Raw genomic sequence first — 26,425 nt, 5'->3', positions numbered from 1 at the left:
CGGGAACCGGCCGTCGTCGTACGGACAGTTCCAGATGTGACGACGACTCTGCGCACTCGGATCCGGGACGGCGATCCCGACGCCTTCGCGACGCTCTTCGACGACTACGCCCGCTCCGTCTACAACCACGCCTTCCGGCTGACGGGTGACTGGGCGACGGCCGAGGACGTCGTGTCGCTGACCTTCCTGGAGGCCTGGCGGCTGCGCGCCAGGGTCGACGCCGAGGGCGGCAGCCTGCGGCCCTGGCTGCTGGGCATCGCGACCAACACCGTCCGCAACACCAGACGCGCCGCCCGCCGGCACAGCGCCGCGATGTCCCGGCTGCCCCGCGACACCGCAGTCCGCGACTTCGCCGACGAGGTCGCGGGCCGGATCGACGACGCCGAACTGCTCGCCGCCGTGACCTGCGCCTTGGACGCGCTGCGCCGCCCCGAACGCGAGGTGCTCGCGCTGTGCGTGTGGTCCGGGCTGGACTACGCGGCCGCCGCCGACGCGCTCGGCGTTCCCGTGGGCACGGTGCGGTCCCGGCTGTCCCGGGCCCGCAAGAAGCTCGCCGCGGCGGTGGAGAAGAACACGGCGAAGAAGAACCGGGAACCCGGCCGCCGCCGCGCACAGGTGAGAGATGGCCGCACGCCTGCGGCCAGGCCCATCCAGGAGGGAAACCGATGAACGACATCCCGCCGCTCCCCGAGCGCGACCTTCCGCCGGGCCGTCACCGACTCCTCAAGGAGCACCTGATGAGCGAGATCCGGCAGCCCGAGGCGAAGACCGCCGAAGAACCCCGCACCCGCAGGGCGTGGCTGCGTCCGGTCGTCGTGGGCCCCGCCCTCGCGGGCGCCCTCGCGTTCGCGGTGGTCGCGGGGATGGCGGTGACGGGAATGGACGACGGCGAGGGCGTGCGGGTCGGCCGTGACGGCAAGGCCACGTACGCCTTCGCGCCGCGGGTCAACGCGGACACCAAGGACAACGCGCCCGAGGTGCTTGCCCGCATCGCGACCGTCGCCGAGAAGTCGAAGGCCGTCGGGGGCATCCGCGACGACCAGTTCGTCTACATCCGCAGCACGATCGCCTTCGTGGAGACCTTCAAGGACAAGGCCCCCCGCCTCGACCCGCTGCACCGCCGCGAGATCTGGGAGTCGGTGGACGGCTCCCGCTGGGGGCTCCTCCGCGAGCCCGGCATGGAGGGCAACGAGAACGAACCGATGGAGCCCGAGGCCGGCCCGGGCGAGACCGGATACGACTTGTCCACCAGCTACCGCCACCTCCAGACCCTCCCGACCGATCCCGACGAGATGCTGAAGTGGATCTACGACGCGGTGGAGAGGGTGGGCAGCGACAAGGAGCCGGACCAGGCCGCGTTCGTCCTCGTCGGCGACCTCATCAAGGAGTCGATGGTGCCGCCGAAGGTGAGCGCCGCCCTCTACCGGGCGGCCGCGAAGATCCCGGGCGTCGTCGTGGTGCCGGACGCGGTGGACGCGACCGGCCGGCACGGGGTGGGCGTCGCGCGGATCGACTCGAGTGGCGGCACCCGCGACGAATGGATCTTCGACAAGAAGACGATGGAGTACCTCGGCGAGCGCAGCGTCGCGACCAGCGACGCCTTCAACGCCGAGCCCGGCCAGGTGCTGGGCACCACCGCCGTGCTGGAGCGGGCCGTGGTGGACAAGGCGGGTCAGCTCCCGCGCACCCAGAAATCAGCCTGACGCGGGCCGGGCGCCGCGACCATCCCGCCCCGCCGGCTGACACGGGGTTCAGCGGGCGGGCGGGGCGTCGTCGGGGCCGTCGTCCTTGCGGCGCGGTTCCTCGTCGTCCCCGTCGCCCTTGGTGGCCTTGCCCTGACGGTCGTTCAGCGACTTGAGGAACTCCGGGTTGTCGTCCGGCGCGACCCAGCCGCCGCGCCGTCCGCCCCGGCCGGCGCCCCCGCCGCCCACGGCGAGCGTCCGCTGCCGTCCGGCGATCAGCCACGAGACCGAGCCGACGACCGGGAAGAGCAGCACCAGGATCGCCCAGATGGGCTTGGGCAGGTAGCGCACGTCCTGCTCGTCGGTGGTGATGCAGTCGATGAACGCGTAGATGCTGAGCGCCAGCGGTACCAGAATCAGCAGCACTCGGAGCATGGAGCCGTCCCCCTGCGTGTGGTGATCGGGCCCGGAACTACGGCCCGGGGTTCCGCACCAGAGTAGACCGCGCCCGGCGTCGGCCGGTCAGGGGCGATGGCGGATACTGGACCGCATGGCTTATGGCGATCTTCGTTCCTTCCTGCGGGCTCTTGACCGAGAAGGCGACCTCAAGCGTGTGAAGGTCGAAGTCGATCCGTATCTGGAGATCGGCGAGATCACCGACCGGGTGAACAAGGCGGGCGGTCCGGCGCTGCTCTTCGAGAACGTCAAGGGCTCGTCGATGCCGCTGGCCATGAACGTCTTCGGCACCGACCGCCGGCTGCTGAAGGCCCTGGGCCTGCGCTCGTACGACGAGATCACCGAGAAGATCGGCGGGCTGGTCAGGCCGGAGCTGCCGCAGGGCTTCGGCGGGATGCGGGAGGCGTTCGGCAAGCTCGGCAGCATGGCGCACGTGCCGCCGAGGAAGGTCAAGGACGCGCCCGTCCAGGAGGTCGTCCTGCAGGGTGACGAGGTGGACCTGGAGGCGCTCCCGGCGCTGTTCACCTGGCCGAAGGACGGCGGGTCCTTCTTCAACCTGGGGCTCACCCACACCAAGCACCCCGAGACCGGGGTGCGGAACCTGGGCCTGTACCGCCTCCAGCGCCACGACCGGCGCACCATCGGCATGCACTGGCAGATCCACAAGGACAGCCGCAATCACTACCAGGTGGCGGCGCGGCGCGGCGAGCGGCTGCCCGTGGCCATCGCCTTCGGCTGCCCGCCGGCCGTGACGTACGCCTCCACCGCGCCGCTCCCCGGGGACATCGACGAGTACCTCTTCGCGGGCTTCCTCCAGGGCAAGCGGGTGGAGATGGTCGACTGCAAGACCGTGCCGCTCCAGGTCCCGGCGCACGCCGAGGTGGTGCTGGAGGGCTGGCTGGAGCCGGGGAAGACGCTGCCGGAGGGCCCGTTCGGGGACCACACGGGCTTCTACACCCCGCAGGAGGACTTCCCGGCGCTGACCATCGACTGCGTCACGATGCGCGAGCGGCCGCTGCTCCAGTCCATCGTGGTCGGCCGCCCGCCGACCGAGGACGGGCCGCTGGGGCGGGCCACGGAGCGGTTCTTCCTGCCCCTGCTGAAGATCATCATTCCGGACATCGTGGACTACCACCTGCCGGAGGCGGGCGGCTTCCACAACTGCGCGATCGTCTCGATCGACAAGAAGTACCCCAAGCACGCGCAGAAGGTGATGCACGCGATCTGGGGCGCGCACATGATGTCGCTGACCAAGCTGATCGTGGTGGTCGACGCCGACTGCGACGTGCACGACCTGCACGAGGTGGCCTGGCGGGCGCTGGGCAACACCGACTACGCCCGCGACCTGACCGTCGTCGAGGGCCCGGTGGACCATCTGGACCACGCCTCGTACCAGCAGTTCTGGGGCGGCAAGGCGGGCATCGACGCGACGAGGAAGCTGCCCGAGGAGGGCTACACCCGCGACGGCGGCTGGCCGGACATGGTCGAGCCGGATCAGGCGACGGCCGATCGGGTGACGCGCCGCTGGCGGGAGTACGGACTGTGAGCGACGCACGCGAGGCCGCCGGGCCGCAGACGACACGGATGACCGCACCTCTTCGCCTCGCGGGCGGAGAAGCGAACGAGGAGACACTGTGAGCGCTTCCGCGGCCGCGGTGCCGCAGCCGGGGCGCACCAAGGCCTTCCTGCGGCTGGTGATGATCGAGCACTCGGTCTTCGCGCTGCCCTTCGCCTACATCGCCGCGCTGACCGCGATGTTCTCGGACGACGAGCGGGTCCACTGGGCGGAGCTGCTCCTGGTGACCGTCGCGATGGTGGGCCTGCGTACGTTCGCGATGGCCGCCAACCGGATCATCGACCGCGAGATCGACGCGCGCAATCCGCGCACCGCCGGACGCGAACTGGTCACGGGCGCGGTCTCGGTGCGGTCCGCGTGGACCGGCGCGCTGATCGCGCTGGTCGTCTTCCTGGGCGCGGCCGCCCTGCTCAACCCGCTGTGCCTGGCGCTCGCCCCGGTCGCCGTGGTCCCGATGGTGGTCTATCCGTACGGCAAGCGGTTCACGAACTTCCCGCAGGCCATCCTGGGCCTCGCCCAGGCCATGGGGCCGGTCGGCGCCTGGCTCGCGGTCACCGGGGCCTGGTCCTGGGACGCGGTGATCCTCGGCCTGGCCGTCGGCGTGTGGATCGGCGGCTTCGACCTGATCTACGCCTGCCAGGACGTCGAGACGGACCGGGAGCAGGGGGTCGGCTCGGTACCGGCCCGCTTCGGCATCCCGGCCGCCCTGTGGGGCGCGCGCGGCTGTCATGCCGTCACCACCGCGCTCCTGGTCTGGTACGCGCTGGCCACCGGCGCGGGGGCGTTCTTCTGGTGCGGGCTGCTGGTCGTCGCCGCGGCCTTCGTCTACGAGCACAACGTGGTCAGGCCGCACGACCTGTCCCGGCTCAACCGCGCCTTCTTCACCGTGAACGGTTTCGTGGGCATCGCCCTGTTCGTGTGCGCGCTGGCGGACCTGCTCGTGCGCGGACTGAGCGTATGAGCGCCGACGGATAGGCTCGGCCTGTGGAGCCGAGTGAACAGCACAGCGAGAGCCAGGACCGTGTGGTGCCGCCGCGCCGTCCCTGGGTGGTCGGTGTCTCCGGAGCTTCCGGGACGCCGTACGCCGCCTCGGTGCTGCGCGGGCTGCTGCGGGCGGGCGAGGCCGTGGACCTGGTGGTCAGCCGGGCGTCGCGGCTGACGCTGCTGGACGAGACGGGGATCGCGTTCCGGGACGCGCACTGGCGGGAGGATCTGCGGGCGTGGCTGGCGCGCGGTGCGGACGGCACCCCCGACGCTTTCGACGTGGATGTGTCAGGCGTGCGGCACTGGGCGGCCGGGGATCTGGCGGCGGGCCCGTCGTCGGGTTCGTACCCCGTCAAGGGCATGCTGATCGTCCCGGCGAGCACGGCGTGTGTGGCCGGGGTGGCGCTGGGCCTGTCGAAGGACCTGCTCCAGCGGGTGGCGAGCGTGACGCTCAAGGAGCGGCGGCCGCTGGTGGTCGCGGTGCGGGAGACCCCGCTGAACGGGCAGACGCTGCGGCATCTGGTGGCGCTGGACGAGGCGGGAGCCGTGGTGCTGCCCGCCTCGCCGGCGTTCTACGCGGGGGCGACGCACATCCAGGATCTCGTGGACTTCGTCGCCGGGCGGGTGCTCGACGCGGTCGATGTGCCGCACAAGCTGTACCGCCGATGGGAAGGGGAGCTGCGCGCAGGTGGCGGCTCCCGGGGGGAGGGCTAGCGCTTCTTCTTGGCCGCGGCGCGCTTCTCGGCGCGGGTGCGGTGGGAAGCGGGCTGATGGGCACGCGAGCGGTTGGCCAGTTCCTGCAGCTCGCGCATGCGGATGTAGGCCATCTCGATCGTGTACACGGTAGGACTCATCTCCTGAGGATCGTCTTTGATCGTTTGAAAGATTTACAGGGCATCGGGCCCTGATGCCTTAGATTCTACATGTAAACGCGCGAGATCGCTGAATAATGGAAGGCTCCAGGTATATGGACGCGGTGGACAGGCAGCTCATCCAGGCCCTCCGGGAGAACGGCAGGGCCTCATACGCGGAGCTCGGCCGGCTCGTCGGCCTCTCCGGCCCGAGCGTCACGGACCGGATCAACCGCCTGGAGGCGGCCGGCGTGATCACCGGCTACCGCGCCACCGTGGACGCGCCCTCCCTCGGCCTGGGCGTGACGGCCCTGATCGGCATCCAGCTCTCCGACGCCACCGACCACGAGGACGTGGCGCAGCGGCTGCGCGAGCTGGCCGAGATCGAGGACTGCTGGTTCATCGCGGGCGACGACTCCTACATGCTCAAGGTGCGCGCGTCCGACGTGGACGGCCTGGAGCGCATCATCCGGCGACTGTCGGGCACCAAGGGCGTGTCGCGTACGCGGACGACGATCGTGCTCTCCACGAAGTGGGAGAACCGGGTCGGCGAACTTCCCGAAAACGTCTAGGGCTAGGCTCGTCAAGACCCGAAACGCAGACATATGGGAGGCGGCGGCCGCATGACTGCATCTGCATCGATGGATGTGGGCCTCAAGCGTGAGCTGGAGCAGAAGGTTCGCGCCGGAGAGCGGCTGTCCCGTGAGGACGGCCTCGCCCTGTACGCGTCCGACGATCTGGCGTGGCTGGGCGGGCTGGCCCACGAGGTACGGACGCGGAAGAACGGCGACGTCGTCCACTTCAACGTCAACCGTCACCTCAACATGACGAACGTGTGCACCGCGTCCTGCGCCTACTGCTCCTTCCAGCGCAAGCCGGGGGAGAAGGACGCGTACACGATGCGCATCGAGGAGGCCGTACGCCTGGCCAAGACGATGGAGGCGGAGAACCTCACCGAGCTGCACATCGTCAACGGCCTGCACCCGAACCTGCCCTGGCGCTACTACCCGCGCTCGCTGCGCGAGCTGAAGGCGGCGCTGCCGAACGTCTCGCTCAAGGCGTTCACGGCGACGGAGATCCACCACTTCGAGAAGATCTCGGGCCTGTCCGCGAGCGAGATCCTCGACGAGCTGATCGACGCCGGCCTGGAGTCGCTGACCGGCGGCGGCGCGGAGATCTTCGACTGGGAGGTGCGGCAGCACATCGTCGACCACGACACCCACTGGGAGGACTGGTCGCGCATCCACCGCCTGGCGCACGAGAAGGGCCTCAAGACCCCGTGCACCATGCTGTACGGGCACGTCGAGGAGCCCAGGCACCGGGTGGACCACGTGCTGCGGCTGCGTGAGCTCCAGGACGAGACCGGCGGCTTCCAGGTCTTCATCCCCCTGCGCTACCAGCACGACTTCGTGGACATGAAGGACGGCAAGATCCGCAACCGCCTTCAGGCGCGGACGCAGATGGCGACGGGCGCGGAAGCCCTGAAGACGTTCGCGGTGTCGCGGCTGCTGTTCGACAACGTCCCGCACGTGAAGGTCTTCTGGGTGATGCACGGCGTGCAGACGGCCCAGCTCGCGCTCAACCACGGCGCGGACGACATGGACGGCTCGGTCGTCGAGTACAAGATCACGCATGACGCGGACAACTACGGCACGCCGAACAAGCTCACCCGCGACGACCTGCTGGAGCTGATCCGCGACGCGGGCTTCCGCCCGGTGGAGCGGAACACGCGGTACGAGGTCATCCGCGAGTACGACGGCCCGGACCCGGAGCGCCGCGAGTCGCCCCAGCCGATGCGCCTCTGAGCCGGGGCCTGGTCGCCGACCTCCGCGTGGCGGCGGACGCGCTGAAATGATCCATAAGGGGGCGTGATTCACTGGTTGCCTGGTTGTACAGGATCTCCCCGCAGAAAGAAGTCCGGCCGTGCCTCTCAAGCCGAACGCGACGTTCCGCTACACCGTCATGCGTCTGGGTGTCTTCGCCGCCTGCTTCCTGGTCATGTGGGCCCTGGTCTACTTCAAGGTGGTCCCCGCCGGAGCCAACAACTCCAACCTCTTCTGGGTGCTGCTGCTCTCGCTCGTCGTCTCCGCGCCGCTGAGCCTGGTCCTGCTGCGCAAGCAGCGCGACGCCATGTCCGAGCAGATCGTCCCGAAGGTCGATCGCTTCAAGGAGAAGCTGGCCGCCAACCGCGGCCAGGAGGACGGCGTACAGGACGGCGTGTAAGCCTCCTCACAACCGCGAGCCTCCGCCCGGCCATCCCGCCCGCATCCGTGCGGCGCCCCCGGCAGCACGCCCCGCCCCAGCAGTCGCTGGCAGGCGGGGCGTTCGCGTTCCGGGCGCCTTGCCCTCGCCCGCCGGCGCCCTCCACATCCGCCCCGCGCCCCCAAAGGATCTCTTTGAGAACCCCAAAGCCGTGGTGTTAATGTGTTCGATATGAAGACAGCAGCCGCGCACCCGATTCCCATGAGCGTTCCGCTCGTGGCGCGCCTGCACATCGATCTTTGCCGCTGTCTGTCCGCGGCCTGTCGCCACCGCTGACGTTTCCCCCGAGCAGCGGCCGGAGATCCATAACGGACCCTCCGGCTTTCTCATGTCCCCCATTCCTGTCCCCGGAGTGTGTCCGTTGTCCTCCACGCCGCCCGAGCCCATATCCAAGGCGGGCTCCGCAGCCTCCTCTTCCGCCTCATCGCCGTCCTTCCGCCTCCCCAAGGTCCCGTTCTGGGCGCAGATCCTGCTGGGTCTCGTCCTGGGTGTGCTGCTCGGCTGGGCCGCCCGCAGCGGTGACGTCGGCTGGCTGGTCACCACCCTCGACAAGATCGGCTCGATCTTCGTCCAGCTGCTGAAGCTGGCCGTCGCCCCGCTGGTCTTCTTCGCGATCCTGGTCTCGATCACCAACCTGCGGAACGTCAACAACGCCGCCCGGCTGGCCACCCGGACCCTCCTGTGGTTCATGGCCACCTCGCTGATCGCGGTCGCCATCGGCCTCACGATCGGTCTGCTGACCAACCCCGGTTCCGGCACCGGCCTCACCCCCAAGGACGGCGCCAAGCCCGAGAACGCGGGCTCCTGGCTGGACTTCCTCACCGGCATCGTCCCGGAGGACGTGGTCACCCCGTTCACCGAGCTGAACGTCCTTCAGATCGTCTTCATGGCCGCCGTCGCCGGTGTCGCCGCCCTCCAGCTCGGCGAGAAGGCCAAGCCGATCCTCGACCTCAGCCAGGCCGTCCTGGAGCTGCTCCAGAAGGCCCTGTGGTGGGTCATCCGGCTCGCCCCGCTGGGCACCCTCGGCCTCATCGGCTTCGCCATCGCCGAGTACGGCTGGGACCTGATCGGCAAGTACGCCACCTTCACCGCCGACATCTACATCGGCTGCGCCCTGGTGATGTTCGGCGTCTACCCGCTGCTGCTGGCCACGGTCGCCAAGGTCAACCCGCTCCAGTTCTTCCGCGGCGCCTGGCCCGCCATCCAGCTCGCCTTCGTCTCCCGCTCCTCCGTCGGCACCATGCCGCTGACCCAGAAGGTCACCGAGCGCCTGGGCGTGCCGAAGGAGTACGCGTCCTTCGCGGTGCCGTTCGGCTCCACCACCAAGATGGACGGCTGCGCCTCGATCTACCCGGCCATCGCCGCGATCTTCATCGCCCAGATCTTCGACGTGCACCTCGACCTCGGCGACTACCTGCTCATCGCCTTTGTCTCGGTCGTCGGCTCGGCCGCCACGGCGGGCCTGACCGGCGCGACCGTCATGCTGACCCTGACGCTGTCCACGCTCGGCCTCCCGCTGGAGGGCGTCGGCCTGCTGATGGCGATCGACCCGATCGTGGACATGATGCGCACGGCCACGAACGTCGCCGGCCAGGCGCTGGTCCCGGTGATCGTCGCCGCGCGGGAGAAGATCCTGGACCGCGAGGCGTACGACTCCGCCACGGGCTCCCCGGTCGACGCGGAAGACGTCCGCGGCGCCGAGCAGAAGGTGGCCGTTCCGGTGGCCGCCGTGTAGCGACGACGCGACGACGCTGATACGCGACGTGCCCCGGCCTCATGGGATGAGGCCGGGGCACGGTGCTGTACGGATGGCGGTGGCCGTCAGCGCTGTGCGGGCGGGCGCCCGCCACCACCGCCCTTAGAGGAGGCCCTAGTCGTCGATGGCGCCGGGGGCCAGGGCGGGGGCGGGGAAGGCGTGCCGGGCCTCGCCGCCGGACCACCACACGCCGATGGCGAAGACCGCGGTCGCCTCCAGCAGCGCCGCGCGGTCCAGCCCGCCGCAGGGCATCGGGGCGCAGCCCATCGACGTGATCAGCTCCGAGGCCAGCGCGGCGGCGGACGGCGCGTCCGCGCAGAAGGGCACGGCCAGCGGCGCACCCTCGAACGCGGGCCGCGGCAGGGTCCAGATGCTCTCGTGGCAGATGCCGAAGACCTTGGCGACATGCGCCTCCGGCGCGGCGGCCGCCAGGCGCGCGGCGACCGAGTCCGTGCCGCCGGCCGTGGTCAGGGCCGGGCCGTCGGCGCCGGGCGCCATCGGCACCGTGCAGTCGAGCAGGGTCCGCCCGGCGAGCTGAGGGGCCAGCTCCTTGGCCAGCAGCGGTGCGGCGTCGGCGGGTACGGCGACCAGCACGGCCTCGCCGTACCGCGCCGCCTCGGCCGGCCCGCCGTGCTCGGCGGCCCCGATACGGGCCGCCGTCGCGGCGGCGGCCGCGGCGTCCCGCCCGCCCACCATGACCTGGTGCCCGGCCCGCACCCAGGCCCCGCCCAGCGCCGCCGCCATGGCGCCCGTACCGAGAATGCCGATGCGCATCGTCCTGCTCCCGTTCGTGTCGTGGTTCGTGTCATGGGACGTCGTGTCGTGGGACGACGTGTCGTGTGTCATGTCCTGGACGCTAGGTGGGCCGATGCACACCACTTGGTAGGCATCGGCAGGGCAGGATGTCGGCATGGGAGCGTCGGGGGAGGACATGGGAATGCCGGGGGAGGGCATGGGCGGCGATCCGTTCGCGGCGGACTGCCGGGCCCGGATCGCCTTCGAGGTGTTGGCCAACCGCTGGGACAGCGTCGTCGTCTTCGTCCTCGGCGAGAACGGCCCGATGCGCCCCCGCGCGCTGCTCGCCCGGATCGGCGGCCTCAGCCCCAAGGTGCTCAACGACGCGCTGCGGCGGCTGGAGTACAACGGCCTGGTGGAGCGCCGCCGCTACGCCGAGGCCCCACCCCGCGTCGACTACACCCTCACCGAGGCGGGCACCGCCCTGCTCGACCCGATCCGCGCACTGGGCGCCTGGGCCGCGGTCCACGGGGACGCCGTCCTGGCGGCCCAGGACCGCTTCGAAGGGTCCCGGGCGTCAAACGCCTGACGCGCCGTTACCAGCCTTGCTTTACGGCAGACTTGTCTCCCCGTGGCGGATGACGCCAGGGGTGGGAGACAAGGGTAGAGGGGGCGGGCGCTGTGGAGTGCTGGCTGGCCGTGGCGGGCGAGGACCGGTTCGACGCCAAGGTGGAACTGACCGAATGGCTGGCGAACGAGCCCGAGTTACGAGGCCGGGTGCGGTCGGCCCCCGCCGCCCCGGGCGCGGGTGAACTGGGCGGAGGCTGGGCGGACGCCCTGGTCGTCACCCTCAGCGGCGGCGGCGCGCTCACCGTGCTGGCGCGCACCTTGGCCGTCTACCTCAAGCAGCCCAGGCGCCGTAACGCGCGAGTGGAGATCGTCGCACCGGACGGGCGGCGTACGGAGGTCTCCGCCGAGCACGTGAAGAGCCTCGCCGAGGTGGAGGCGCTGCTGCGGGTGGCGTTGCACGCGCAGCAGCAGGACGCGGGCCGGGACGGCGAGAGCCAGGACCCGGAGCCGGGCCAGGACCTCGAGCCGGGCCAGGGCCAGGGCCAGGGCCAGGACGGAGCGTCGGCGGCAGGGGGCCAGTGAGCGTGCGCCTGCCTGACCGGGACCGTTCCCGCGCCGTACTGATCGGCGTCGGCGGGTACACCAGCCCCGCGCTGCCCGATGTGCCGGCGGTCCACAACAACGTGCGCGACTTGCGCCGCGAACTCACCAGGACACGCGGCGGGGCCTTCCACCCCGAGCACTGCGTGGAGATCGCCGACCCGGTGGAGGGCCACGGCGTGGGCCGCCAGCTCCTCCACGCGGCCCGCCAGGCCGAGGACGTGTTCCTCGTCTATTACGCGGGCCATGGGCTGGTGGGACAGCGCAGACGGGAGCTGTATCTGGCCTTGGTCGAGACCGACCCGGACGCGCTGATCTACACCGCGCTGTCGTTCGAGGGGGTGCGGGAGGCGTTCCTCGCCAGCCCGGCGAAGAACCGGATCCTGCTGCTGGACTGCTGCTTCTCCGGCCGCGCGATCGGCGAGCACCTGTCGGACGACGTGTCGGCGGTGATGGGCCAGATCGACATCTCCGGTACGTACATCCTGACGTCGGCCCCGGCGAACGAGCCCGCCGTCGTGGCCCCGGGCGCCCGGCACACCGCCTTCACCGGGGAACTCATCTCCCTGCTGCGGGAGGGGATACCGGGCGCCGCGTCCGGTGTGCCCGGTGCATCCGGTGCGTCCGGCCTGACGCTTGACGCGTTGTACCGGGGGCTTCACCGGTCGCTGACGGGACAGGGCTTGCCCGCGCCGCAGCGGTGCGGGACGGAGACGGCGCAGGAACTGGTGCTCACCGAGCGCACGCCGGTCGCCCCCACCCCGGGCTCCCCGCCGTCACCGGGGCAGGCCACGCCCGAGGAACTGGTCGAGGCGGGCGATCTCGAAGAGGCCGTGGCCGCCTACCGCCCGCTGGCCGAGGGGGACCTCGCGACGTACGGCGAGATGTTCGCCGCCGCGCTGCTGAAGTGGGGCGTGCAACTCACCCGCGAGGGGCGCCACGAGGAGGCGCGGGCCGCGGACGCCGAAGCCGTGGGGGTCTACCGGACGCTGGTCAAGGCGGACGCGACCCGATACCGCCCCCATCTGGCCAAAGCGCTGAGGCATCTGAGCTTCGACCTGAAGAATCTGGGCCGGATGGAAGGAGCGCGGAGCGCCCTCGAAGAATCGGTGCGGTTGTTCCGGATGCTCGCCGGACAGGACCCCTTGCTCCACCGCGGCGATCTCGCGAAGGCCCTGGAGAGGCTGGGTGCCATCCTGACCCGCCTGGGGCGGCAGGCGAAGGCATCAGTCGTCTACGACGAGTTGGCCGGGCTGTATCGAGCCTGGGTGGAGGAAGGAGAGCCCGGGTATCGCTGGGACCTCGCATGGGCGCTCGGCCAGATGGCCGACATCCTCAGCGGGTTGGATCAGCACGAGAAGGCGCTCCTGGCCAATGAGGAGTCGGTGTCGCGGTACCGAGAGCTGGCGACCGAGGACCCCACCAGCTCAAACGAGGCGCTCGCCAATGAACTGGGTGTCCGCAGGCGCATCCTCACCGAGGTCGGCCGCCTCGACGAGGCACTGGAGGTGAGCGACGAGGCGGTGGACATCTACCGGGTCCTGGCCGAGGAGTCCCCGCAGAACCATCGCGGCGACCTTGTCGACGCCCTGGTCGACTACGGCGTGGCCCTGACGAATCTCGATCGGCACAAGGAAGCCCTTGAGGCCGACACCGAGGCCGTGGACCTGCTCCGGCTCATGGCCAAGGCCGACCCGGGGGCCTACCGCCACACGCTTGCCTGGGTGCTGGAGAACCTGAGCATCGACCTTCGGGAACTGGACCGGGAGGAGGAGGCGCAGAAGGCCACCGAGGAGGCGGAGGCGCTGAGGGCACTCGACGCGGCGGAGGAGTGAGGCGCCCGGCCCGCGACAGGCTCTAGCCCACGGCCTCGTACATCTCCGCGGTGACCTCGACGGCTGTGTCCTTGTTCATGGAAAAGGTGTCGTCCAGGGCGACTTCACCGACCGTGCTGCCGACCCATACGCACATGGCGGCTGGGGTGTGCCCGGTCTTGAAATCCTGGCACTTCAGAACGTCGCTGCCGAAGTCTTCGTACGCGTAGCCCTGGGGGTCACCCACGGGTACGGCGTCCGGGCCGATCATGTACTGCGCGTCGGTCTTGAGCAGGTGGTCCGCGATCATTTCCTGGTTCCCCACCGATTCCGCGGTGATGCCCTTGAACTTCATCGTCGACCTGCCCATCGAGCCGCCGCTGTACCAGGCGATCGTGGACTTCGGGCCGGTCAGGCCGGGAATCCGCCGCATCGCCTGCTGCTCGCCCTCCTCAGCCTTGGCCCTGGGGTCGCCGTACTCCGGCGGCCCGCTCTGGAGGGTGTAGCCGTACACCTCCTGGGGGGCGACCATGGCCTCTCCCGGGCCCCTGCTCTTCTTCCCGTCGTCATCGCTGCCGGTGAACAGCACGATGCCGCCGACAGTCGCGACGATGGCCACCATGGCAGCGATCACCAGGCCACCGGTCTTGCCGTTCCTGCCCCCGCCGGGCGGCGGTGCCTGGCCGTACGGTGCCGGATGGCCTGGGGCCGACTGCTGATAGCCGTAGCCCGGGCCGCTGCCCGGAGGCTGGCTGTAACTCATGGTGCGAATTCCCCCGTGGATATGAGTCATTGATCTTAATGCACGGCTGCGAGCACCAGGATGGCCGAGGAGGGCCCTCAGAACTACCGAGTGAACTCATTGCCAACGCGGCTGTGCACTCAGCGCTAAGGACGTGCCGGCCATATCGCGGCACGCTGGGGAGAAGTTCGCCGATGGCCTGAAGGCCGCCCCGGAAGATCCAGGTCGGCAAGAGGGACGACCCCAACTGGCGCCACGACAACGTCACCACCTGATACGGGGGACAACCAGCTATGGCATCCATCCTCGCGCGTACTGCCGCTGCGGCAGGCGCCGCAATCGTCACCGCCGCCATCTTCGCTTCACCCGCCGCCGCCGACTCCACCACGCCGGTCGCCCCGAAGGCTGCGGCCGGGACGCCCGACGTCACCTTCGGGTCCCGCGCCGATCAGCTCGGCGACGGCACCATCTGGGCCAAGGACCGCCACGGAAACGTCGTCGCCGAAGTCCACTGGCAGGCCGACCCCGGCGGCGACATGTACCCCAAGGGCGACACCCTCTACGTCTATGACTTCGCGGCCGACGGCTTCGGCGCGCGCGGCGAGGCGTCCATAGGCATCAAGATCAGCGCCAGCGGAAACGGCGACGGCGCCAAGCAGACCAAGGACGTCGCCGAGGGCAAAAAGCTCTACATCAACCTGTGCGTGACCAGCTCCTCGGGCAACCTGTGCTCGCCCGGCCTGAATGTGAAGGCCTGACGCGCGGTGTAGTCCTGACCGGCCCGAAGGGCCCATGAACGAGGGCCGTACCCGTTGGGGTGCGGCCCTCTTGGGCGATCCGGGTGCCCAGGCTGGGCCAACGGGTGGCTGTAACCAGTCCTTAGCCGTTGATGTCGAGTGCCGTCCCGTACAGCCGAGATACCTTCAGCCGGATGACCACCCGGCGCTCGGCGACCAACTGTGAGGGCGATCCGCCATCCCGCGAAGTGCTCCGCCGGCGGGTGCGCTCTATGATCTCGGCGGTCATCGACATGGGGGTAGGGGTATGGCAGGCGGGCGTTCGACGCGCAGGTGGTCGCTCGATGAGAAGAACTGGTCGCGGGGGTGGTGGATTCCACTGGTCGTCGTCGTCTTGGCGGCCGCGACCTGGGGCTTCCTGGGGTTCGTCGAAGGCGGCTGCACGCGCGGGCCCAGGGGCGGCTGCGTCGCCGCCGACGGCTACGAGTTGCGCAGCTGGGTGTTGTTCCTCGCTTCGATGCCCACGCTGTTCGTGGTCGGCACCGGCCTGACCGCCGACCGATGGCCGCCCGCCCTGGGCGTCGCTGCCGGCGGCGCGGCCTGCGGGCTCTACACGCTCGCGCAGGGCCACACGGTCCCGCACCTCATCATGGCGGCCGTCCTCTTCGCCCTGGCCATCACCGCACCGGCGCTCGCCTGGCGGCGCCGACGGGCAGCGCGAGCGGAGTGAGAGCGGGCCCTGCCGGCTGACGCTGACCTCCCTGGTGACCCACGGTCACGGACCACAGAAGTTGGGCCAGAGCCCAAACTCGTGAACACAACCAATCGCGAGCAGCTCCCGCCCGACCGCATCGCCCGGCGTGGTCGTGACCTCGGAGACCTCGGCCTCGCCGTCGGCGACGGCGAACGACCATACGTCGCCGCCCGGAACATGCACGGCCGCGCGCGGGTCACGCCGGAGTTGCTTGACCTTGACGCGGTCGGCAGTGGTGGAGAACCGCACGATGCGCGCTTCGGCGTCCCAGCACCGCGTGTGGCCAGGCATTCCAGTCTGTCAGGGGGCGGGGAACTCGCCGCGCTTGATGGCGGAGAGGAACGCGGACCAGGCGTCGGCGGGGAAGGTGAGGGCGGGGCCGTGGGGGTCTTTGCTGTCGCGGACGGGGACGGCGCGGGGGTCGCCGTCGGCGACCTCGACGCAGTTGTTCGCCCCTCCATCGCTGTAGCTGGACTTGCGCCACGCGGTGGGCGTCACGAGAACTCGCCGCGCTTGATGGCGGAGACGAATGACGTCCAGCCGTCGGCGGAGAAGAGCAGCGCCGGGCCGTGGGGGTCCTTGCTGTCGCGGACGGGCGTGAGGTCGGGGTAGCCGTCGGCGACCTCGATGCAGTTGTTCGGCCCCCCGTCGCTGTAGCTGGACTTGCGCCACACGGCGGTGCTCAGGTCGATGCCGAGGGATCGCATGGTGCGCCGTCCTCCATCAGTTGGTTGATGAACGCCACGGAGTCCCGGGGCGACAGGGCCAAGTCTTGTACTGCATCGTAAGACAGCCTGAGCCGTTCGATCGCGGTTGGCTCCTCGGTTAGTTCGCCGCCCTTGCTGCTCTCCATGAAGGCCGCCGTGCGGTCATCGGGACGCCTAAAGATGGTCAGTGATCCGCCCACGAGATCGTGCAGCCCCACGGAGTAGGGGAGGATCCTCACGGTCACGTGCGGAAGCGACGCCGCTTCAACGAGGTAGGCGAGCTGGGCGTGCCACTCCTCCGGGTCCAACAGAGGGCGCCTGAGTACCGCCTCATCGAGGATCGCCCGCAGGTACGGGGCAGGTTCGCGCCGCAGCACCTCCTTCCGACCCATGCGCGCTTCAAGCTGTTCCTCCAACTCCGCGAGGTTTTCTGGCCGGTGCGGTGTGGACCACAGCAGCGCGCGGGCATAGGCCTCGGTCTGGAGTAGGCCGGGAACGAAGTTCCCGGTGTAGTGCTCTATGGCCAGGGCTTCTGCCTCAAGCTCCATGTACCGCACGTACTTCTCGCGGAAAGTTGCCCCATCCTTGGCGAGCTCCCACAGGAGCATCAGCATGGGTGTCGTCCCGTAGACCGTGTCCAGTGCCTCGATGACCTCCGGGCCACCGAGGTTTCTCCCCTTCTCCAGGCTGTGCACGTGGGTGTAGTCCCATCCGACCTTGTCGGCTAGTTCCCGTAGGGACAGCCCGGACGCGCCCCGCAGCCGCGCCAGCTCATCGGCCAGCATCACGCGGGGTGACCGCTTGCCGTTCTGCGAGATGGATTTCCGTGGCGGCATCGAACACCTCTCCGTCGCTTAACCAGGCAGGCTGCGTTACGTCAACGCCCACACTGGGTGCGTACACGTGACCTTCTGGTCACGATAGGTGAACTTCCGCCAGGCTGAGGGGTGTTCAAGCGAAGACCCCCGCGACGTTCGTGGCGTCCGGGGGCGTGGCCATCAACCCCATGGAGATTGACGACATGCCGAACCCTATCGGCAGGACCTTCGAACCGCAGCCGAATCCGCCCCAGCAGGGTGGAGATCAAGACAACCCGCAGCGCCCGACCCCCACCCTCACAGAACTCGGCCAACGCGCCGACGCGCTCGCGAAGCTGATCCGGGACCACCTGGCCCGAGGGGGGAAGAAGTGACCCGCGCTTCGTACCGGTTCCGCGAGTACGCGATCACGCCGGACACCGAGCCCGATGCCGAGCCGCACACGTACGCCGTGACGTGCGTCGTATGCGAGGAGATCGGTCACCGCAGCGAGGACGTCGACGTCGCGCACGAGTGGGTGGTCCGGCACCTCAGGGCCAACCCCGAACACCTCACGTATCGGGAGCACGTCACCCGCCCGTACCGGGCCGTCCCCGGAGCGTGGCTGTGAACGCGGGCCTGATCGTCAAGGGTGCCGAGTGGGTGCTCAGTGCCGAGACCGCCGAAGGGGCGCCGGAGGGGATCTTCGGGGCGCAGTGCATCCGGTGCGGGGAAGAGGTCTGGATGGACAACGACCGGCGGCCGGTCCAGGCGTGGATGATCGACCACACGCGCGGGGACCCGGCGCACGCGCAGTTCAGGTTCACCGTGGAGCGGTTCTGCCGTGTGGACCCCGCGCCCGCCACCCCCGCCTCTGGCCCCGGCCACACCGTGCTCGTGCCGGCGGGTATGACCTCCCGCCGTCCGCCTGGTTCGCGCGCCCACGCCCTCCCGCGCCCCGCGCGGCGGCCCGCGAGCGTCTTACGCCGTGCCCTGGCCCGGGCCGGGCGTTGCGCCGGGCGTTACGCGGAGGCCCTGCTCCTCGTGTTCCTCGCGCCAGGCCGCACCCGTTCTCGACGGAAGGAGTGACGGCTCCTCCGTCAAAGCGCCGCCCCGGTGAAGACCCCCGCCCGTGCCGCCGCGGCCGCGGCTTCCGCCGCGCGGTCGGCGGTCGGCTCGTCGAGGGGGGCGTCGGTGGTCAGCAGGCGGTAGTAGAGGGGCGCGGAGACGGCGCGGATCACCTCGCGGGTGTCGGTTCCCTCCGGCAGCTCGCCTCGCTCGACGGCCTGTTGGGCACACGGTTCCCACTCCGCCACGCGGGTCTCGTAGAAGCGGTGGAGGGCCGCAGCAGCCTCGTCGTCGCAGGTGGCGGCGGCGATCACCGCCTTGAAGAGGGCGCCTTGGCGGGTGTCGGCCAGCGTGCGCTGGACGAGCCGGGCGTTGGCGCGCAGGTCGCCGAGGAGCGTGCCGGTCTCCGTGCGCGGCAGTGACTGCTCGGCCATCTCCGCGAGCAGGTCGGCGACCAGGTTGGTCGGCGTACCCCAGCGGCGGTACACGGTCGTCTTCCCGACCTCCGCGCGACGGGCCACGTCGGCGAGGTCGAGGCGGGCGAGGCCGCCTTCCGCCAGCGCGTCTCCGGCGGCGCGCAGCACCGCGGCCCGTACGCGCGCCGTCCGTCCGCCGGGGCGCACGGTGCCCGGTTCCACGCTTCCCGGGTCCATGCTTCCGCTTCCCGGTTCCACGCTTCCGGAGGTCATAACGGGACTCCAATTCCATTAAGGGGTCGAGCTCTGCTACGTTGTACCCATGTTAACGGGACGCGGGTCCCGTTAGATGTTCGTTGGGGAAGGGATCGGCCATGGAATTCAGAAGGCTGGGCGCGTCCGGGCTGATGGTGCCCGCACTGAGCTTCGGCGCGGGGACCTTCGGCGGGCGGGGAGAGCTCTTCGGCGCCTGGGGCACCACCGAGGCGGCGGAGGCGCGCCGCCTCGTGGACATCTGCCTGGAGGCCGGGGTCACGATGTTCGACACCGCCGACGTCTACTCCGGCGGCGCCTCGGAGGAGGTGCTCGGCGCCGCGATCAAGGGTCGCCGCGACCAGGTGATCCTCTCCACCAAGGCCGGGCTGCCGATGGGCGACGGACCGGGAGACGCGGGCACCTCCCGGTCACGCCTCATCAGGGCCGTCGAGGACGCGCTGCGCCGCCTCGGCACGGACTACATCGACCTCTTCCAGCTCCACGCCTTCGACGCGGGAACGCCGGTCCAGGAGGTGCTCGCCACGCTCGACGACCTCGTACGGGCCGGGAAGCTCCGCTACACCGGGGTCTCGAACTTCGCGGGCTGGCAGCTGATGAAGTCGCTCGCCGTCGCGGACCGGCACGGCTACCAGCGATACGCGGCGCACCAGGTCTACTACTCGCTCACGGGTCGCGACTACGAGTGGGAGCTGATGCCGCTCGCGGACGACCAGGGCGTCGGCGCCGTCGTCTGGAGCCCGTTGGGCTGGGGGCGGCTGACCGGCAAGATCCGTCGCGGTCGACCGCTCCCGGCCGGAAGCCGACTGCACAAGACGGCGGACTACGGCCCTCCGGTGGAGGAGGAGCTGCTGTTCCGGGTGGTCGACGCCCTCGACGAGATAGCGGGGGAGACCGGGAAGACCATTCCCCAGATCGCCATCAACTGGCTGCTGCGGCGCCCGACCGTCTCCTCCGTCCTCATCGGGGCCCGCGACGAGGCGCAGCTACGGCAGAACCTCGGTGCCGTCGGATGGAGCCTGACCGCCGATCAGGTGGCGAGGCTCGACGCCGCGAGCGCCAAGACCGCCCCGTATCCGTACTTCCCCTACGAGCGCCAGGAGGGCTTCGCCCGCCTCAACCCGCATCCCCTCGCCCGTCACGCGGGGTGATCCCGCAGCCAGGCCAGCACCTGACCGGCGTGCTCGTCCGGCGGGAAGACCGGGTAGAAGACGTGCTCGATCACGCCGTCCCGGACTATGAGCGTCAGGCGCTTGTACAGGGTCGCCCCGTCCGCGCGGAACGTGGGCAGGCCGAGCGCTTCGGCCAGCCGGAGGCCGGGGTCGGAGAGCATCGCGAAGGGCAGCCGCAGCCGCTCCACGACCTCCCGCTGGTACGCGGTGTCCTGGCTGGAGACGCCGAACACCCGGGCCGCGCCCGCGGCGGCGAGGTCCTGGTGGTGGTCGCGGAAGCCGCACGCCTCGGCCGTACAGCCGCGTGCGCCGGGGATGGCGTCCCAGCCCTCCGGTAGGTCCCGGTCGGGGCGGCCGGTGAGCGGATAGACGTACAGGACGCAGCGGCCCTTGCCGAGGGGGTCCGGCGTATCCGGCGCACTCGCCGGGTTCAGCTGGGCCGTCCCGTCCAGGCCGCCCAGCGCCACCGCGCCGCCCGCTGTGGACGGCAGCGCGATCGACGGCAGCCGCCGGCCCGCCAGGTGGGCGGCGGCGCCGTCGTCCTCGGGAACCGGCAGGCCCTCGGGGAGCCGGTGCGGGTGGTCGTTCTCGTTTGGCCAAGACGGCGAGGCACTGGTGATCACGCTTGTTGTTGACGTGCGTGGCGCGAGGGGGGTTCCGGGGTCCCAGGTCCGGGTCCGGGGTGTCGGGTCCGGGGCCCGCCGGACGGGGACGAAGGGCGGTCAGAGGTCCAGCCGTACCGCGTACCGCCGCAGCCAGGCGTCCAGCAGCAGTGCGCACTCCATGCCGAAGCGGGCCAGGTAGTCGTCCAGGGCGGTGCCGGAGGTCCGCGCGGTCGCCGTCCGGGTCACCCAGCCCGCGTCGAGAAGCGCGTGCACGGGTGCGTCCCGGTCAGCCGCCAGCGCCGCGAACTGCCTCTGTACGGCACGGGTGTAGGCGCGGTGCGGGGTGGACGGGTAGGGGCTCTTGCGGCGGTCGGCGACGGCGGCGGGCAGCAGGTCGCGGGTGGCGGCGCGCAGCAGGCTCTTCTCACGGCCGTCGTGCGTCTTCACCGACCAGGGCGCGTTGTACACGTAACTCACCAGGCGGTGGTCGCAGAACGGCACGCGCGCCTCCAGACCGCTGGCCATCGACATGCGGTCCTTACGGTCCAGCAGGCGCGGTACGAAGCGGGTCAGGGCGAGGTGGGTGACCTCGCGCATGCGCCGCTCGTGCGCGTCCGCGCCGCGGGGCCGGCCGGGTCCGTACGGGAGGTGCTCGACTTCCGCCAGCGCCTCGCGGTAGCGGTCGCGCCGGTACGCGGCGAGGCCGAGGCGCCGGCGCAGGGCGGGCGCCAGCAGCTGGTCCAGGGTGCCCGCGAAGCCCTGCTCGCCTTCCGCGACCCATGGGAAGGTGTCGCGGGCGAGCGCGCGCGGGTCGTGGAACCACGCGTAGCCGCCGAAGAGTTCGTCCGCGGCCTCCCCGGACAGCGCGACGGTCGAATGCCGCCGTACGGCCTTGAACAGCAGGTAGAGGGACGTATCGCGCTCGCCGCGGCCGATGGGGAGGTCGCGCGCGATGAGGGTCGTGGTGCGGTGCAGCGGGTCGGCGAGCTCGGCGGCGGGCAGCACGATGTCGGTGTGATCGGTGCCGGTGTGCGCGGCGACGGCGTGGGCGTACGGGCGGTCGGGGCTGGCACGCTCGGCGTCGGCGTCGGCGTCCGCGGCGCGGTCGGCGTCGGTGGCGTAGTCGGCGTTGCCGCCCGTGCCGGGGCGTGCGTCGAGGCCCGCGTCAGGGCCTGCGAAGTCCACGGCGAAGGAGGCGAGCGGGCCCTCGTCCCGTACGGCCAGGCGGCGGGCGGCCAGCGCGGTGACGGCGCTGGAGTCCAGGCCGCCGGAGAGCAGGGCGCAGCGCGGCACGTCGGCGACGAGCTGGCGGGTGACGGCGTCGTCGAGGAGGTCGCGTACGGTGCCGACGGTGGCGGCGAGCCCGTCCGTGTGCTCGGCGGTACGCAGCGACCAGTACGGACGCGTCCGCAGGCCCGCGCGGCTCACCCGCACCACATGGCCCGGTCTGACCTCGTACATCCCCCGGTAGACCGCGTGGCCGGGCGTCTTGGCCAGCGCGAACAGCTCGCGCATGCCGTCGAGGTCGACGACGGCCTCGGCCCAGGGGTGGGCGAGGATCGCCTTGGGCTCGGAGCCGAAGAGCACCCCGGTGGGCGTGGGGTGGTAGTAGAGGGGTTTGACGCCGAGCCGGTCGCGTACGAGGAGGAGCTGCTCCGCGCGGGTGTCCCACAGCGCGAAGCCGTACATGCCGTCGAGGTGCTCGGTGAAGTCCGCGCCCCATTGGAGGTAGGCCGCCAGCACCACTTCGGTGTCGCTGGCGGTGCGGAAGCGGTGGCCGCGGGCGGCCAGGGTGGCACGCAGCTCGCGGTGGTTGTACACCTCGCCGCCATAGCTGAGGACGGCGGCGGGAGGGGTCGCGTCCATCGGCTGCTGTCCGCGCGCCGGGTCGATGACGGCCAGCCTGCGGTGGCCGAGCAGCGCGTGGCGGCTGCTCCACAGCCCCTCGTCGTCCGGGCCGCGGCAGGCCATGGTGCCGGTCATGGTGAGAAGCACATCGCGCTGTGCCGTCAGGTCCCGTTCGAAATCCACCCAGCCCGTTACGCCGCACACGTCGCGTATGCCTCCTTCATCCCGGTATTCCGGGCAGTTGTACGAGGAATCTAGGGCACGGGTCTGGCCAATTCCTTGATCATCAGTGGGGGTCGCCCCGTCCGGTGTCGCATTCGGTGGACGTACGCTTGGCGGAGGGTGACGGGGGATGGGGAACGGGGGCGGGAGGGGACACGTGGACGGGGTCAAGAGCAAGCGGATGCCGCGGGCGGTCCGGGAGCAGCAGATGCTGGACGCGGCGGTGCGGACCTTCGCCCGGTGCGGATACCGGTCCGCCTCGATGGACGAGATCGCGGAGCTGGCGGGGGTCTCCAAGCCGCTGGTCTATCTGTATCTCAATTCCAAGGAAGAGCTGTTCACCGCCTGTATCCGGCGGGAGGCGGCGGCGCTGGTGGCGGCCGTGCGGGCGGCGGTGGAGCCGGACGCGGCAGCGGACCGGCAGCTGTGGAGCGGGCTGCACGGCTTCTTCGCGCACACCGCGGCGCACCCGGACGGATGGGCGCTGCTGCATGTCCAGGCGCGTACGCAGGGGGAGCCGTTCGCGCGCGAGGTGGCGGCGATGCGGGCGGAGATGGTGGAACTCGTGACCCGGCAGATCGCTGCGGCGGCCCAGGAGGCGGGGTGCGCCCTGGGGATGGCCGGGCAGGAGGTGCCGGGGCTGGCGCAGGCCCTGGTGGGTGCGGCGGAGTCGCTGGCGGAATGGGCGGGTGCGGAGGGCGGCCCGTCGGCGAAGGAGACGGCGGCCACGCTGATGAACTTCGCGTGGGCGGGGCTGGGGAATCTGACGCAGGGGCAGGCGTGGTCGCCCTGATGGGCTGAGGGGCCGTGCTGTCCCTGACCGCCGGCGCCGCCGAACGCCTCCGTGCGCCGCGGTTCCCGCTGTCACGGGGCTTCCCATGGCCTTCGGCCCGGCCTTACTTTTTCGTAAGGTTACTGACGGGTCAGGAGTCGCCATGGCAGAGCGCTCAGCACCGACCAGCCCCAGCCCCACCCACGTCGCGCCTGAAGTGGACGTCGTGGCCGGCGTGCCCCGGCAGGCGGAGGTCCCGCCACTGGTACCCCCCGTGACACACGGCAGCCTCGCCGAGATCCCTTTCGAGAACGCGGCCGAGGCACCCACCGAACCGGTCCTCAGCCGCAGGCGGCCGGACGGGAACTGGCGGGACGTCACGGCGGCGGAGTTCGCCACCGAGGTGCGCGCCGCCGCCAAGGGGCTGATCGCGCACGGGCTGCGGCCGGGTGACCGGCTCGCCATCATGGCCCGTACGACGTACGAATGGACCTTGCTCGACTTCGCCGCCTGGGCCGCGGGGCTGGTCACCGTCCCGCTGTACCCCACCTCCTCGGCCCATCAGGCGCGCTGGATCCTGCGGGACTCGGGGGCGGCGGCCTGCGCGGTGGAGAGCGTCGAACAGGCCCGGCTGATCAGCGGGGTGCGGGGAGAGCTGCCGGCCCTGGCCCACCTGTGGCAGTTCGACGCCGGGGCGATCGGCCAGATCACGGCGGCGGGCCGGGACGTCCCCGACGAGGCGGTGGAGCGGCGGCGGGCGGAGCGCGGGCCGGAGGACGTCGCGACGCTCATCTACACCTCGGGCACCACAGGGCGCCCCAAGGGCTGCGTGCTCACCCACGCCAACTTCTTCGCGGAGGTGGACAACTCCACGGAGCTGCTCCACCCGGTCTTCCGGTCCGCCAGCAGGGACCCCGCCTCGACCCTGCTGTTCCTCCCGCTGTCCCATGTCTTCGGACGCATGGTCGCCGTCGGCTGTCTGCGGGCGCGCGTCCGGCTCGGCCACGCGCCCAGCATCCGGACCGAGGACCTGCTCGCCGACCTGGCCGGCTTCCGGCCGACGTTCCTGCTCGCCATCCCGTACGTGCTGGAGAAGGTCTTCAACACCGGGCGGGCCACGGCCGAGAAGATGGGCCGCGCCGCCTCCTTCGACCGGGCCGCCCGGGTGGCCACGCGGTACGGCGAGGCGGAGGAGGCCGCGCAGCACGGCACGGGGCCGGGCCCCGGCTGGGGGCTGCGCGCGGCCCGCGCGCTGTACGACCCGCTGGTCTACCGCCGGATCAGGGCCGCGCTCGGCGGCAGGGTCCGCCACGTCATCTGCGGCGGTTCGCCGCTCGGCCGTCGGCTCGGCGCCTTCTACACCGGAGCGGGCATCGAGGTCTTCGAGGGGTACGGGCTGACGGAGACCACCGCGGCCGCCACGCTCATGCCGCCGCTCAAACCCCGGCTGGGGACGGTGGGCTGGCCGCTGCCGGGCACCGCGGTGCGGATCGCGGACGACGGCGAGGTGCTGCTCCGCGGCGGCCAGGTCTTCGCCGGGTACTGGGACGCGGGGCGCGGCGCGCCGACCGGGCACGAGGGCGGGGCGGGGGAGCGGTGGTTCGCCACCGGCGACATCGGCGCGCTGGACGCCGACGGCTATCTCACCATCACCGGCCGCAAGAAGGAGCTGATCATCACCTCGGGCGGCAAGAACGTGGCGCCCGCCCCGCTGGAGGACCGGTTGCGCGCGCATCCGCTGGTCGGCCAGTGCATGGTGGTCGGCGATGACCGCCCGTACGTCACCGCGCTGCTCACCCTCGAACCGGAGGGGCTGGCGCACTGGCGGCAGATGCACAAGAAGCAGGACATGCCGGTGCGGCTGCTGGTGGCGGACGAGGAACTGCTGGCGGACCTTCAGCGCGCTGTCGACGACGCCAACGCCCTTGTCTCGCGGGCCGAGTCGATCCGCCGGTTCGCTGTGCTGCCGGGGGAGTGGACGGACGAGTCTGGGCATCTGACGCCGTCACTGAAGCTGAAGCGGGCGGCGGTGGCGCGCGACTTCGCCAAGGAGATCGAGGGCCTCTACGAGCGATAGCGGGGGGTGGGGCGCGCGATAGCGGGGGCGGGGCGCGCGACAGCGGGTCGGGCGGTGCGGCGGCAGGTCGGGCGTATAGTGCGAAAGGGGCAACGTGTAGCCAATCACTGGGAGTGAGAGGATGACGACCGCCGCCCACCAGCAGCATTCAGGTCACGGCCACGTCCACGGCCCCGACTGCGGCCACCCGCAGATCCCGCACAACGACCACGTGGACTACGCGCACGACGGCCATCTGCACCGCGCCCATGACGGCCACTGGGATGAATGCGAGCCCGCCGAGCACATCGAGCACCCGGACCACGCTCACCAGCACGGCCCCGCCTGCGGCCACCAGCAGCTCCAGCACGGCGATCATGTGGACTACGTCCATCTCGGTCACCGGCACGCCGCACACGAGGGCCACTGGGACGACCACTGAGAGACGGCCCCCGAGAGGCGGCCGCTGAGGGGCGACCGAGGCGACCGCCGAGAAGGGGCGGTCGCCGAAAAAAGGCAGGAGCCCCGCTCCTCCGCCGTAGCGGGGGCAGGGCTCCTTGGGTACTGCACATCGGGTACTACACGTCGACCGCGATCGGTCGGCCCGGGCAACTTAGACCGGGGTGACGTTCTCCGCCTGCGGGCCCTTCGGACCCTGGGTGACGTCGAAGTTCACCTGCTGGTTCTCCTCCAGGGAGCGGAAGCCAGAGGCGTTGATCGCGGAGTAGTGCACGAAGACGTCGGGACCGCCGCCGTCCTGGGCGATGAAGCCGAAGCCCTTCTCGGCGTTGAACCACTTGACGGTTCCGGTAGCCATAAAGCCCTCCTTGGGCCAAAGGGTCGCCCTGCTCCAGAACCTGCAAGAAGTCTGAAAATTACAAAAGCCTGCGGGTCACATGCTCCGCAGGCTCTGTACTGCAAGGGAAACCAAACTGCAACTTGCGGCGAGCCTAGCACGGCGCGCGCGCGC

Annotated in this window: 32 protein-coding genes and 2 pseudogenes; 21 read left to right on the top strand and 13 right to left on the bottom strand. The window is 70.9% G+C overall.

Annotation, left to right across the window (positions count from 1 at the left end):
* The first annotated feature begins 36 nt into the window (after window positions 1-36).
* Both ACQUSR_RS13845 and ACQUSR_RS13840 read left to right on the top strand, forming a co-directional pair.
* Window positions 37-669 (top strand): RNA polymerase sigma factor, encoded by a 633-nt coding sequence (locus ACQUSR_RS13845; RefSeq protein WP_431042868.1) that lies wholly within the window; start codon window positions 37-39, stop codon window positions 667-669.
* The gene (locus ACQUSR_RS13840; protein ID WP_431042867.1) at window positions 666-1,703 is read left to right on the top strand and encodes a CU044_5270 family protein; all 1,038 of its coding nucleotides are present in this window, start codon (window positions 666-668) and stop codon (window positions 1,701-1,703) included. Before ACQUSR_RS13845 ends, ACQUSR_RS13840 begins: the two co-directional genes overlap by 4 nt.
* Window positions 1,704-1,751: 48 nt before the next feature.
* Here ACQUSR_RS13840 and ACQUSR_RS13835 read toward each other — a convergent pair whose 3' ends face one another.
* Window positions 1,752-2,117 carry a PLD nuclease N-terminal domain-containing protein gene (locus ACQUSR_RS13835; protein WP_431042866.1) on the bottom strand — a complete coding sequence of 122 codons (366 nt, stop codon included), beginning with the start codon at window positions 2,115-2,117 and terminating at the stop codon, window positions 1,752-1,754.
* Window positions 2,118-2,232: 115 nt separating this feature from the next.
* On the opposite strand from ACQUSR_RS13835, the gene ACQUSR_RS13830 reads away from it, so the two are divergent.
* The 3 genes from ACQUSR_RS13830 to ACQUSR_RS13820 all read left to right on the top strand — a co-directional run bounded on the left by ACQUSR_RS13830 (window position 2,233) and on the right by ACQUSR_RS13820 (window position 5,412).
* The gene (locus ACQUSR_RS13830; RefSeq protein WP_431042865.1) at window positions 2,233-3,684 is read left to right on the top strand and encodes a menaquinone biosynthesis decarboxylase; all 1,452 of its coding nucleotides are present in this window, start codon (window positions 2,233-2,235) and stop codon (window positions 3,682-3,684) included.
* 88 nt (window positions 3,685-3,772) lie between these two features.
* The gene (mqnP, locus tag ACQUSR_RS13825; RefSeq protein ID WP_431042864.1) at window positions 3,773-4,675 is read left to right on the top strand and encodes a menaquinone biosynthesis prenyltransferase MqnP; all 903 of its coding nucleotides are present in this window, start codon (window positions 3,773-3,775) and stop codon (window positions 4,673-4,675) included.
* A gap of 65 nt (window positions 4,676-4,740) precedes the next feature.
* Window positions 4,741-5,412 (top strand): UbiX family flavin prenyltransferase, encoded by a 672-nt coding sequence (locus ACQUSR_RS13820; RefSeq protein ID WP_431047571.1) that lies wholly within the window; start codon window positions 4,741-4,743, stop codon window positions 5,410-5,412.
* Here ACQUSR_RS13820 and ACQUSR_RS13815 read toward each other — a convergent pair.
* Complete coding sequence (locus tag ACQUSR_RS13815) at window positions 5,409-5,552, bottom strand: hypothetical protein (RefSeq protein WP_431042863.1); 144 nt, start codon at window positions 5,550-5,552, stop codon at window positions 5,409-5,411. The genes ACQUSR_RS13820 and ACQUSR_RS13815 overlap by 4 nt on opposite strands.
* Before the next feature lie 113 nt (window positions 5,553-5,665).
* Between ACQUSR_RS13815 and ACQUSR_RS13810 the strand changes: the two genes are divergently transcribed.
* The 4 genes from ACQUSR_RS13810 (at window position 5,666) to ACQUSR_RS13795 (ending at window position 9,546) form a co-directional block, all read left to right on the top strand.
* A complete protein-coding gene (locus ACQUSR_RS13810) occupies window positions 5,666-6,121 on the top strand; it encodes an Lrp/AsnC family transcriptional regulator (protein ID WP_431042862.1) in 456 nt (151 codons plus the stop codon).
* 69 nt (window positions 6,122-6,190) lie between these two features.
* Window positions 6,191-7,354, top strand: a complete 1,164-nt coding sequence (mqnE, locus tag ACQUSR_RS13805) for an aminofutalosine synthase MqnE (RefSeq protein ID WP_431047569.1) — start codon at window positions 6,191-6,193, stop codon at window positions 7,352-7,354.
* A gap of 157 nt (window positions 7,355-7,511) precedes the next feature.
* Window positions 7,512-7,772 (top strand): DUF4229 domain-containing protein, encoded by a 261-nt coding sequence (locus ACQUSR_RS13800; protein ID WP_431047567.1) that lies wholly within the window; start codon window positions 7,512-7,514, stop codon window positions 7,770-7,772.
* 367 nt (window positions 7,773-8,139) lie between these two features.
* On the top strand, window positions 8,140-9,546 hold the full coding sequence (locus ACQUSR_RS13795; protein ID WP_431042861.1) for a dicarboxylate/amino acid:cation symporter: 1,407 nt from the start codon (window positions 8,140-8,142) through the stop codon (window positions 9,544-9,546).
* A gap of 135 nt (window positions 9,547-9,681) precedes the next feature.
* On the opposite strand, the gene ACQUSR_RS13790 is transcribed toward ACQUSR_RS13795, so the two are convergent.
* The gene (locus tag ACQUSR_RS13790) at window positions 9,682-10,413 is read right to left on the bottom strand and encodes an NAD(P)-binding domain-containing protein (protein WP_431042860.1); all 732 of its coding nucleotides are present in this window, start codon (window positions 10,411-10,413) and stop codon (window positions 9,682-9,684) included.
* Window positions 10,414-10,477: 64 nt separating this feature from the next.
* Between ACQUSR_RS13790 and ACQUSR_RS13785 the strand changes: the two genes are divergently transcribed.
* The 3 genes from ACQUSR_RS13785 to ACQUSR_RS13775 all read left to right on the top strand — a co-directional run bounded on the left by ACQUSR_RS13785 (window position 10,478) and on the right by ACQUSR_RS13775 (window position 13,307).
* Window positions 10,478-10,891 carry a winged helix-turn-helix transcriptional regulator gene (locus tag ACQUSR_RS13785; RefSeq protein ID WP_431042859.1) on the top strand — a complete coding sequence of 138 codons (414 nt, stop codon included), beginning with the start codon at window positions 10,478-10,480 and terminating at the stop codon, window positions 10,889-10,891.
* Window positions 10,892-10,983: 92 nt separating this feature from the next.
* The gene (locus ACQUSR_RS13780) at window positions 10,984-11,454 is read left to right on the top strand and encodes an effector-associated constant component EACC1 (protein WP_431042858.1); all 471 of its coding nucleotides are present in this window, start codon (window positions 10,984-10,986) and stop codon (window positions 11,452-11,454) included.
* A 2-nt stretch (window positions 11,455-11,456) separates the two neighbouring features.
* Window positions 11,457-13,307 (top strand): caspase, EACC1-associated type, encoded by a 1,851-nt coding sequence (locus ACQUSR_RS13775; RefSeq protein WP_431042857.1) that lies wholly within the window; start codon window positions 11,457-11,459, stop codon window positions 13,305-13,307.
* 22 nt (window positions 13,308-13,329) lie between these two features.
* Here ACQUSR_RS13775 and ACQUSR_RS13770 read toward each other — a convergent pair whose 3' ends face one another.
* Window positions 13,330-14,049: a hypothetical protein gene (locus ACQUSR_RS13770; RefSeq protein WP_431042856.1), complete on the bottom strand. Its 720-nt coding sequence runs from the start codon at window positions 14,047-14,049 to the stop codon at window positions 13,330-13,332.
* A 272-nt stretch (window positions 14,050-14,321) separates the two neighbouring features.
* On the opposite strand from ACQUSR_RS13770, the gene ACQUSR_RS13765 reads away from it, so the two are divergent.
* Window positions 14,322-14,786: a hypothetical protein gene (locus ACQUSR_RS13765; RefSeq protein ID WP_431042855.1), complete on the top strand. Its 465-nt coding sequence runs from the start codon at window positions 14,322-14,324 to the stop codon at window positions 14,784-14,786.
* 121 nt (window positions 14,787-14,907) lie between these two features.
* Here the strand turns inward: ACQUSR_RS13765 and ACQUSR_RS13760 are convergent.
* Window positions 14,908-14,988 (bottom strand): annotated as a pseudogene (locus tag ACQUSR_RS13760) (PPOX class F420-dependent oxidoreductase); the annotation flags it as partial.
* 84 nt (window positions 14,989-15,072) lie between these two features.
* Between ACQUSR_RS13760 and ACQUSR_RS13755 the strand changes: the two are divergent.
* Window positions 15,073-15,495, top strand: coding sequence for a hypothetical protein (locus ACQUSR_RS13755; protein WP_431042854.1), 423 nt, complete (start codon window positions 15,073-15,075; stop codon window positions 15,493-15,495).
* Between the two features lie 93 nt (window positions 15,496-15,588).
* On the opposite strand, the pseudogene ACQUSR_RS13750 reads toward ACQUSR_RS13755, so the two are convergent.
* The 4 genes and pseudogenes from ACQUSR_RS13750 to ACQUSR_RS13735 form a co-directional block, all read right to left on the bottom strand.
* Window positions 15,589-15,789, bottom strand: a pseudogene (locus tag ACQUSR_RS13750) (pyridoxamine 5'-phosphate oxidase family protein); the annotation flags it as partial.
* Between the two features lie 30 nt (window positions 15,790-15,819).
* Entirely contained in the window at window positions 15,820-16,017 is a 198-nt protein-coding gene (locus tag ACQUSR_RS13745; protein WP_431042853.1) for a DUF397 domain-containing protein, read from the bottom strand.
* Entirely contained in the window at window positions 16,014-16,226 is a 213-nt protein-coding gene (locus tag ACQUSR_RS13740; RefSeq protein WP_431042852.1) for a DUF397 domain-containing protein, read from the bottom strand. Before ACQUSR_RS13740 ends, ACQUSR_RS13745 begins: the two co-directional genes overlap by 4 nt.
* Window positions 16,202-17,011 carry a helix-turn-helix domain-containing protein gene (locus ACQUSR_RS13735; RefSeq protein ID WP_431042851.1) on the bottom strand — a complete coding sequence of 270 codons (810 nt, stop codon included), beginning with the start codon at window positions 17,009-17,011 and terminating at the stop codon, window positions 16,202-16,204. Before ACQUSR_RS13735 ends, ACQUSR_RS13740 begins: the two co-directional genes overlap by 25 nt.
* 236 nt (window positions 17,012-17,247) lie before the next feature.
* Between ACQUSR_RS13735 and ACQUSR_RS13730 the strand changes: the two genes are divergently transcribed.
* Genes ACQUSR_RS13730 through ACQUSR_RS13720 form a run of 3 tightly spaced genes read left to right on the top strand, consistent with a single transcriptional unit; the run spans window position 17,248 to window position 18,112 of the window.
* Complete coding sequence (locus tag ACQUSR_RS13730; RefSeq protein ID WP_431042850.1) at window positions 17,248-17,418, top strand: hypothetical protein; 171 nt, start codon at window positions 17,248-17,250, stop codon at window positions 17,416-17,418.
* Complete coding sequence (locus ACQUSR_RS13725; protein WP_431042849.1) at window positions 17,415-17,654, top strand: hypothetical protein; 240 nt, start codon at window positions 17,415-17,417, stop codon at window positions 17,652-17,654. The genes ACQUSR_RS13730 and ACQUSR_RS13725 overlap by 4 nt, the downstream gene beginning before the upstream one ends.
* On the top strand, window positions 17,645-18,112 hold the full coding sequence (locus tag ACQUSR_RS13720) for a hypothetical protein (RefSeq protein ID WP_431042848.1): 468 nt from the start codon (window positions 17,645-17,647) through the stop codon (window positions 18,110-18,112). The genes ACQUSR_RS13725 and ACQUSR_RS13720 overlap by 10 nt, the downstream gene beginning before the upstream one ends.
* Before the next feature lie 11 nt (window positions 18,113-18,123).
* On the opposite strand, the gene ACQUSR_RS13715 is transcribed toward ACQUSR_RS13720, so the two are convergent.
* Complete coding sequence (locus tag ACQUSR_RS13715) at window positions 18,124-18,744, bottom strand: TetR/AcrR family transcriptional regulator C-terminal ligand-binding domain-containing protein (protein WP_431042847.1); 621 nt, start codon at window positions 18,742-18,744, stop codon at window positions 18,124-18,126.
* Window positions 18,745-18,881: 137 nt separating this feature from the next.
* On the opposite strand from ACQUSR_RS13715, the gene ACQUSR_RS13710 reads away from it, so the two are divergent.
* A complete protein-coding gene (locus ACQUSR_RS13710; protein WP_431042846.1) occupies window positions 18,882-19,931 on the top strand; it encodes an aldo/keto reductase in 1,050 nt (349 codons plus the stop codon).
* Here ACQUSR_RS13710 and ACQUSR_RS13705 read toward each other — a convergent pair.
* Both ACQUSR_RS13705 and asnB read right to left on the bottom strand, forming a co-directional pair.
* Window positions 19,919-20,575, bottom strand: a complete 657-nt coding sequence (locus ACQUSR_RS13705; protein ID WP_431042845.1) for a peroxiredoxin — start codon at window positions 20,573-20,575, stop codon at window positions 19,919-19,921. The two genes, ACQUSR_RS13710 and ACQUSR_RS13705, sit on opposite strands and share 13 nt — an antisense overlap.
* Before the next feature lie 99 nt (window positions 20,576-20,674).
* Window positions 20,675-22,609, bottom strand: coding sequence for an asparagine synthase (glutamine-hydrolyzing) (gene asnB / locus ACQUSR_RS13700; RefSeq protein WP_431042843.1), 1,935 nt, complete (start codon window positions 22,607-22,609; stop codon window positions 20,675-20,677).
* A 199-nt stretch (window positions 22,610-22,808) separates the two neighbouring features.
* Between asnB and ACQUSR_RS13695 the strand changes: the two genes are divergently transcribed.
* From ACQUSR_RS13695 to ACQUSR_RS13685, 3 genes are all read left to right on the top strand, one after another.
* Window positions 22,809-23,420 (top strand): TetR/AcrR family transcriptional regulator, encoded by a 612-nt coding sequence (locus ACQUSR_RS13695; RefSeq protein WP_431047565.1) that lies wholly within the window; start codon window positions 22,809-22,811, stop codon window positions 23,418-23,420.
* 142 nt (window positions 23,421-23,562) lie between these two features.
* Complete coding sequence (locus ACQUSR_RS13690) at window positions 23,563-25,476, top strand: AMP-dependent synthetase/ligase (RefSeq protein WP_431042842.1); 1,914 nt, start codon at window positions 23,563-23,565, stop codon at window positions 25,474-25,476.
* 121 nt (window positions 25,477-25,597) lie between these two features.
* A complete protein-coding gene (locus ACQUSR_RS13685) occupies window positions 25,598-25,897 on the top strand; it encodes a hypothetical protein (RefSeq protein WP_431042841.1) in 300 nt (99 codons plus the stop codon).
* 171 nt (window positions 25,898-26,068) lie between these two features.
* Here the strand turns inward: ACQUSR_RS13685 and ACQUSR_RS13680 are convergent, their stop codons facing one another.
* Window positions 26,069-26,272, bottom strand: a complete 204-nt coding sequence (locus ACQUSR_RS13680; RefSeq protein WP_003984261.1) for a cold-shock protein — start codon at window positions 26,270-26,272, stop codon at window positions 26,069-26,071.
* Between the last annotated feature and the right edge of the window lie 153 nt (window positions 26,273-26,425).

Origin of the sequence: Streptomyces sp. P1-3, from assembly GCF_050613155.1 — a bacterium.
Classification (GTDB): domain Bacteria; phylum Actinomycetota; class Actinomycetes; order Streptomycetales; family Streptomycetaceae; genus Streptomyces.
This window is presented reverse-complemented; position numbering and strand designations above follow the sequence as displayed.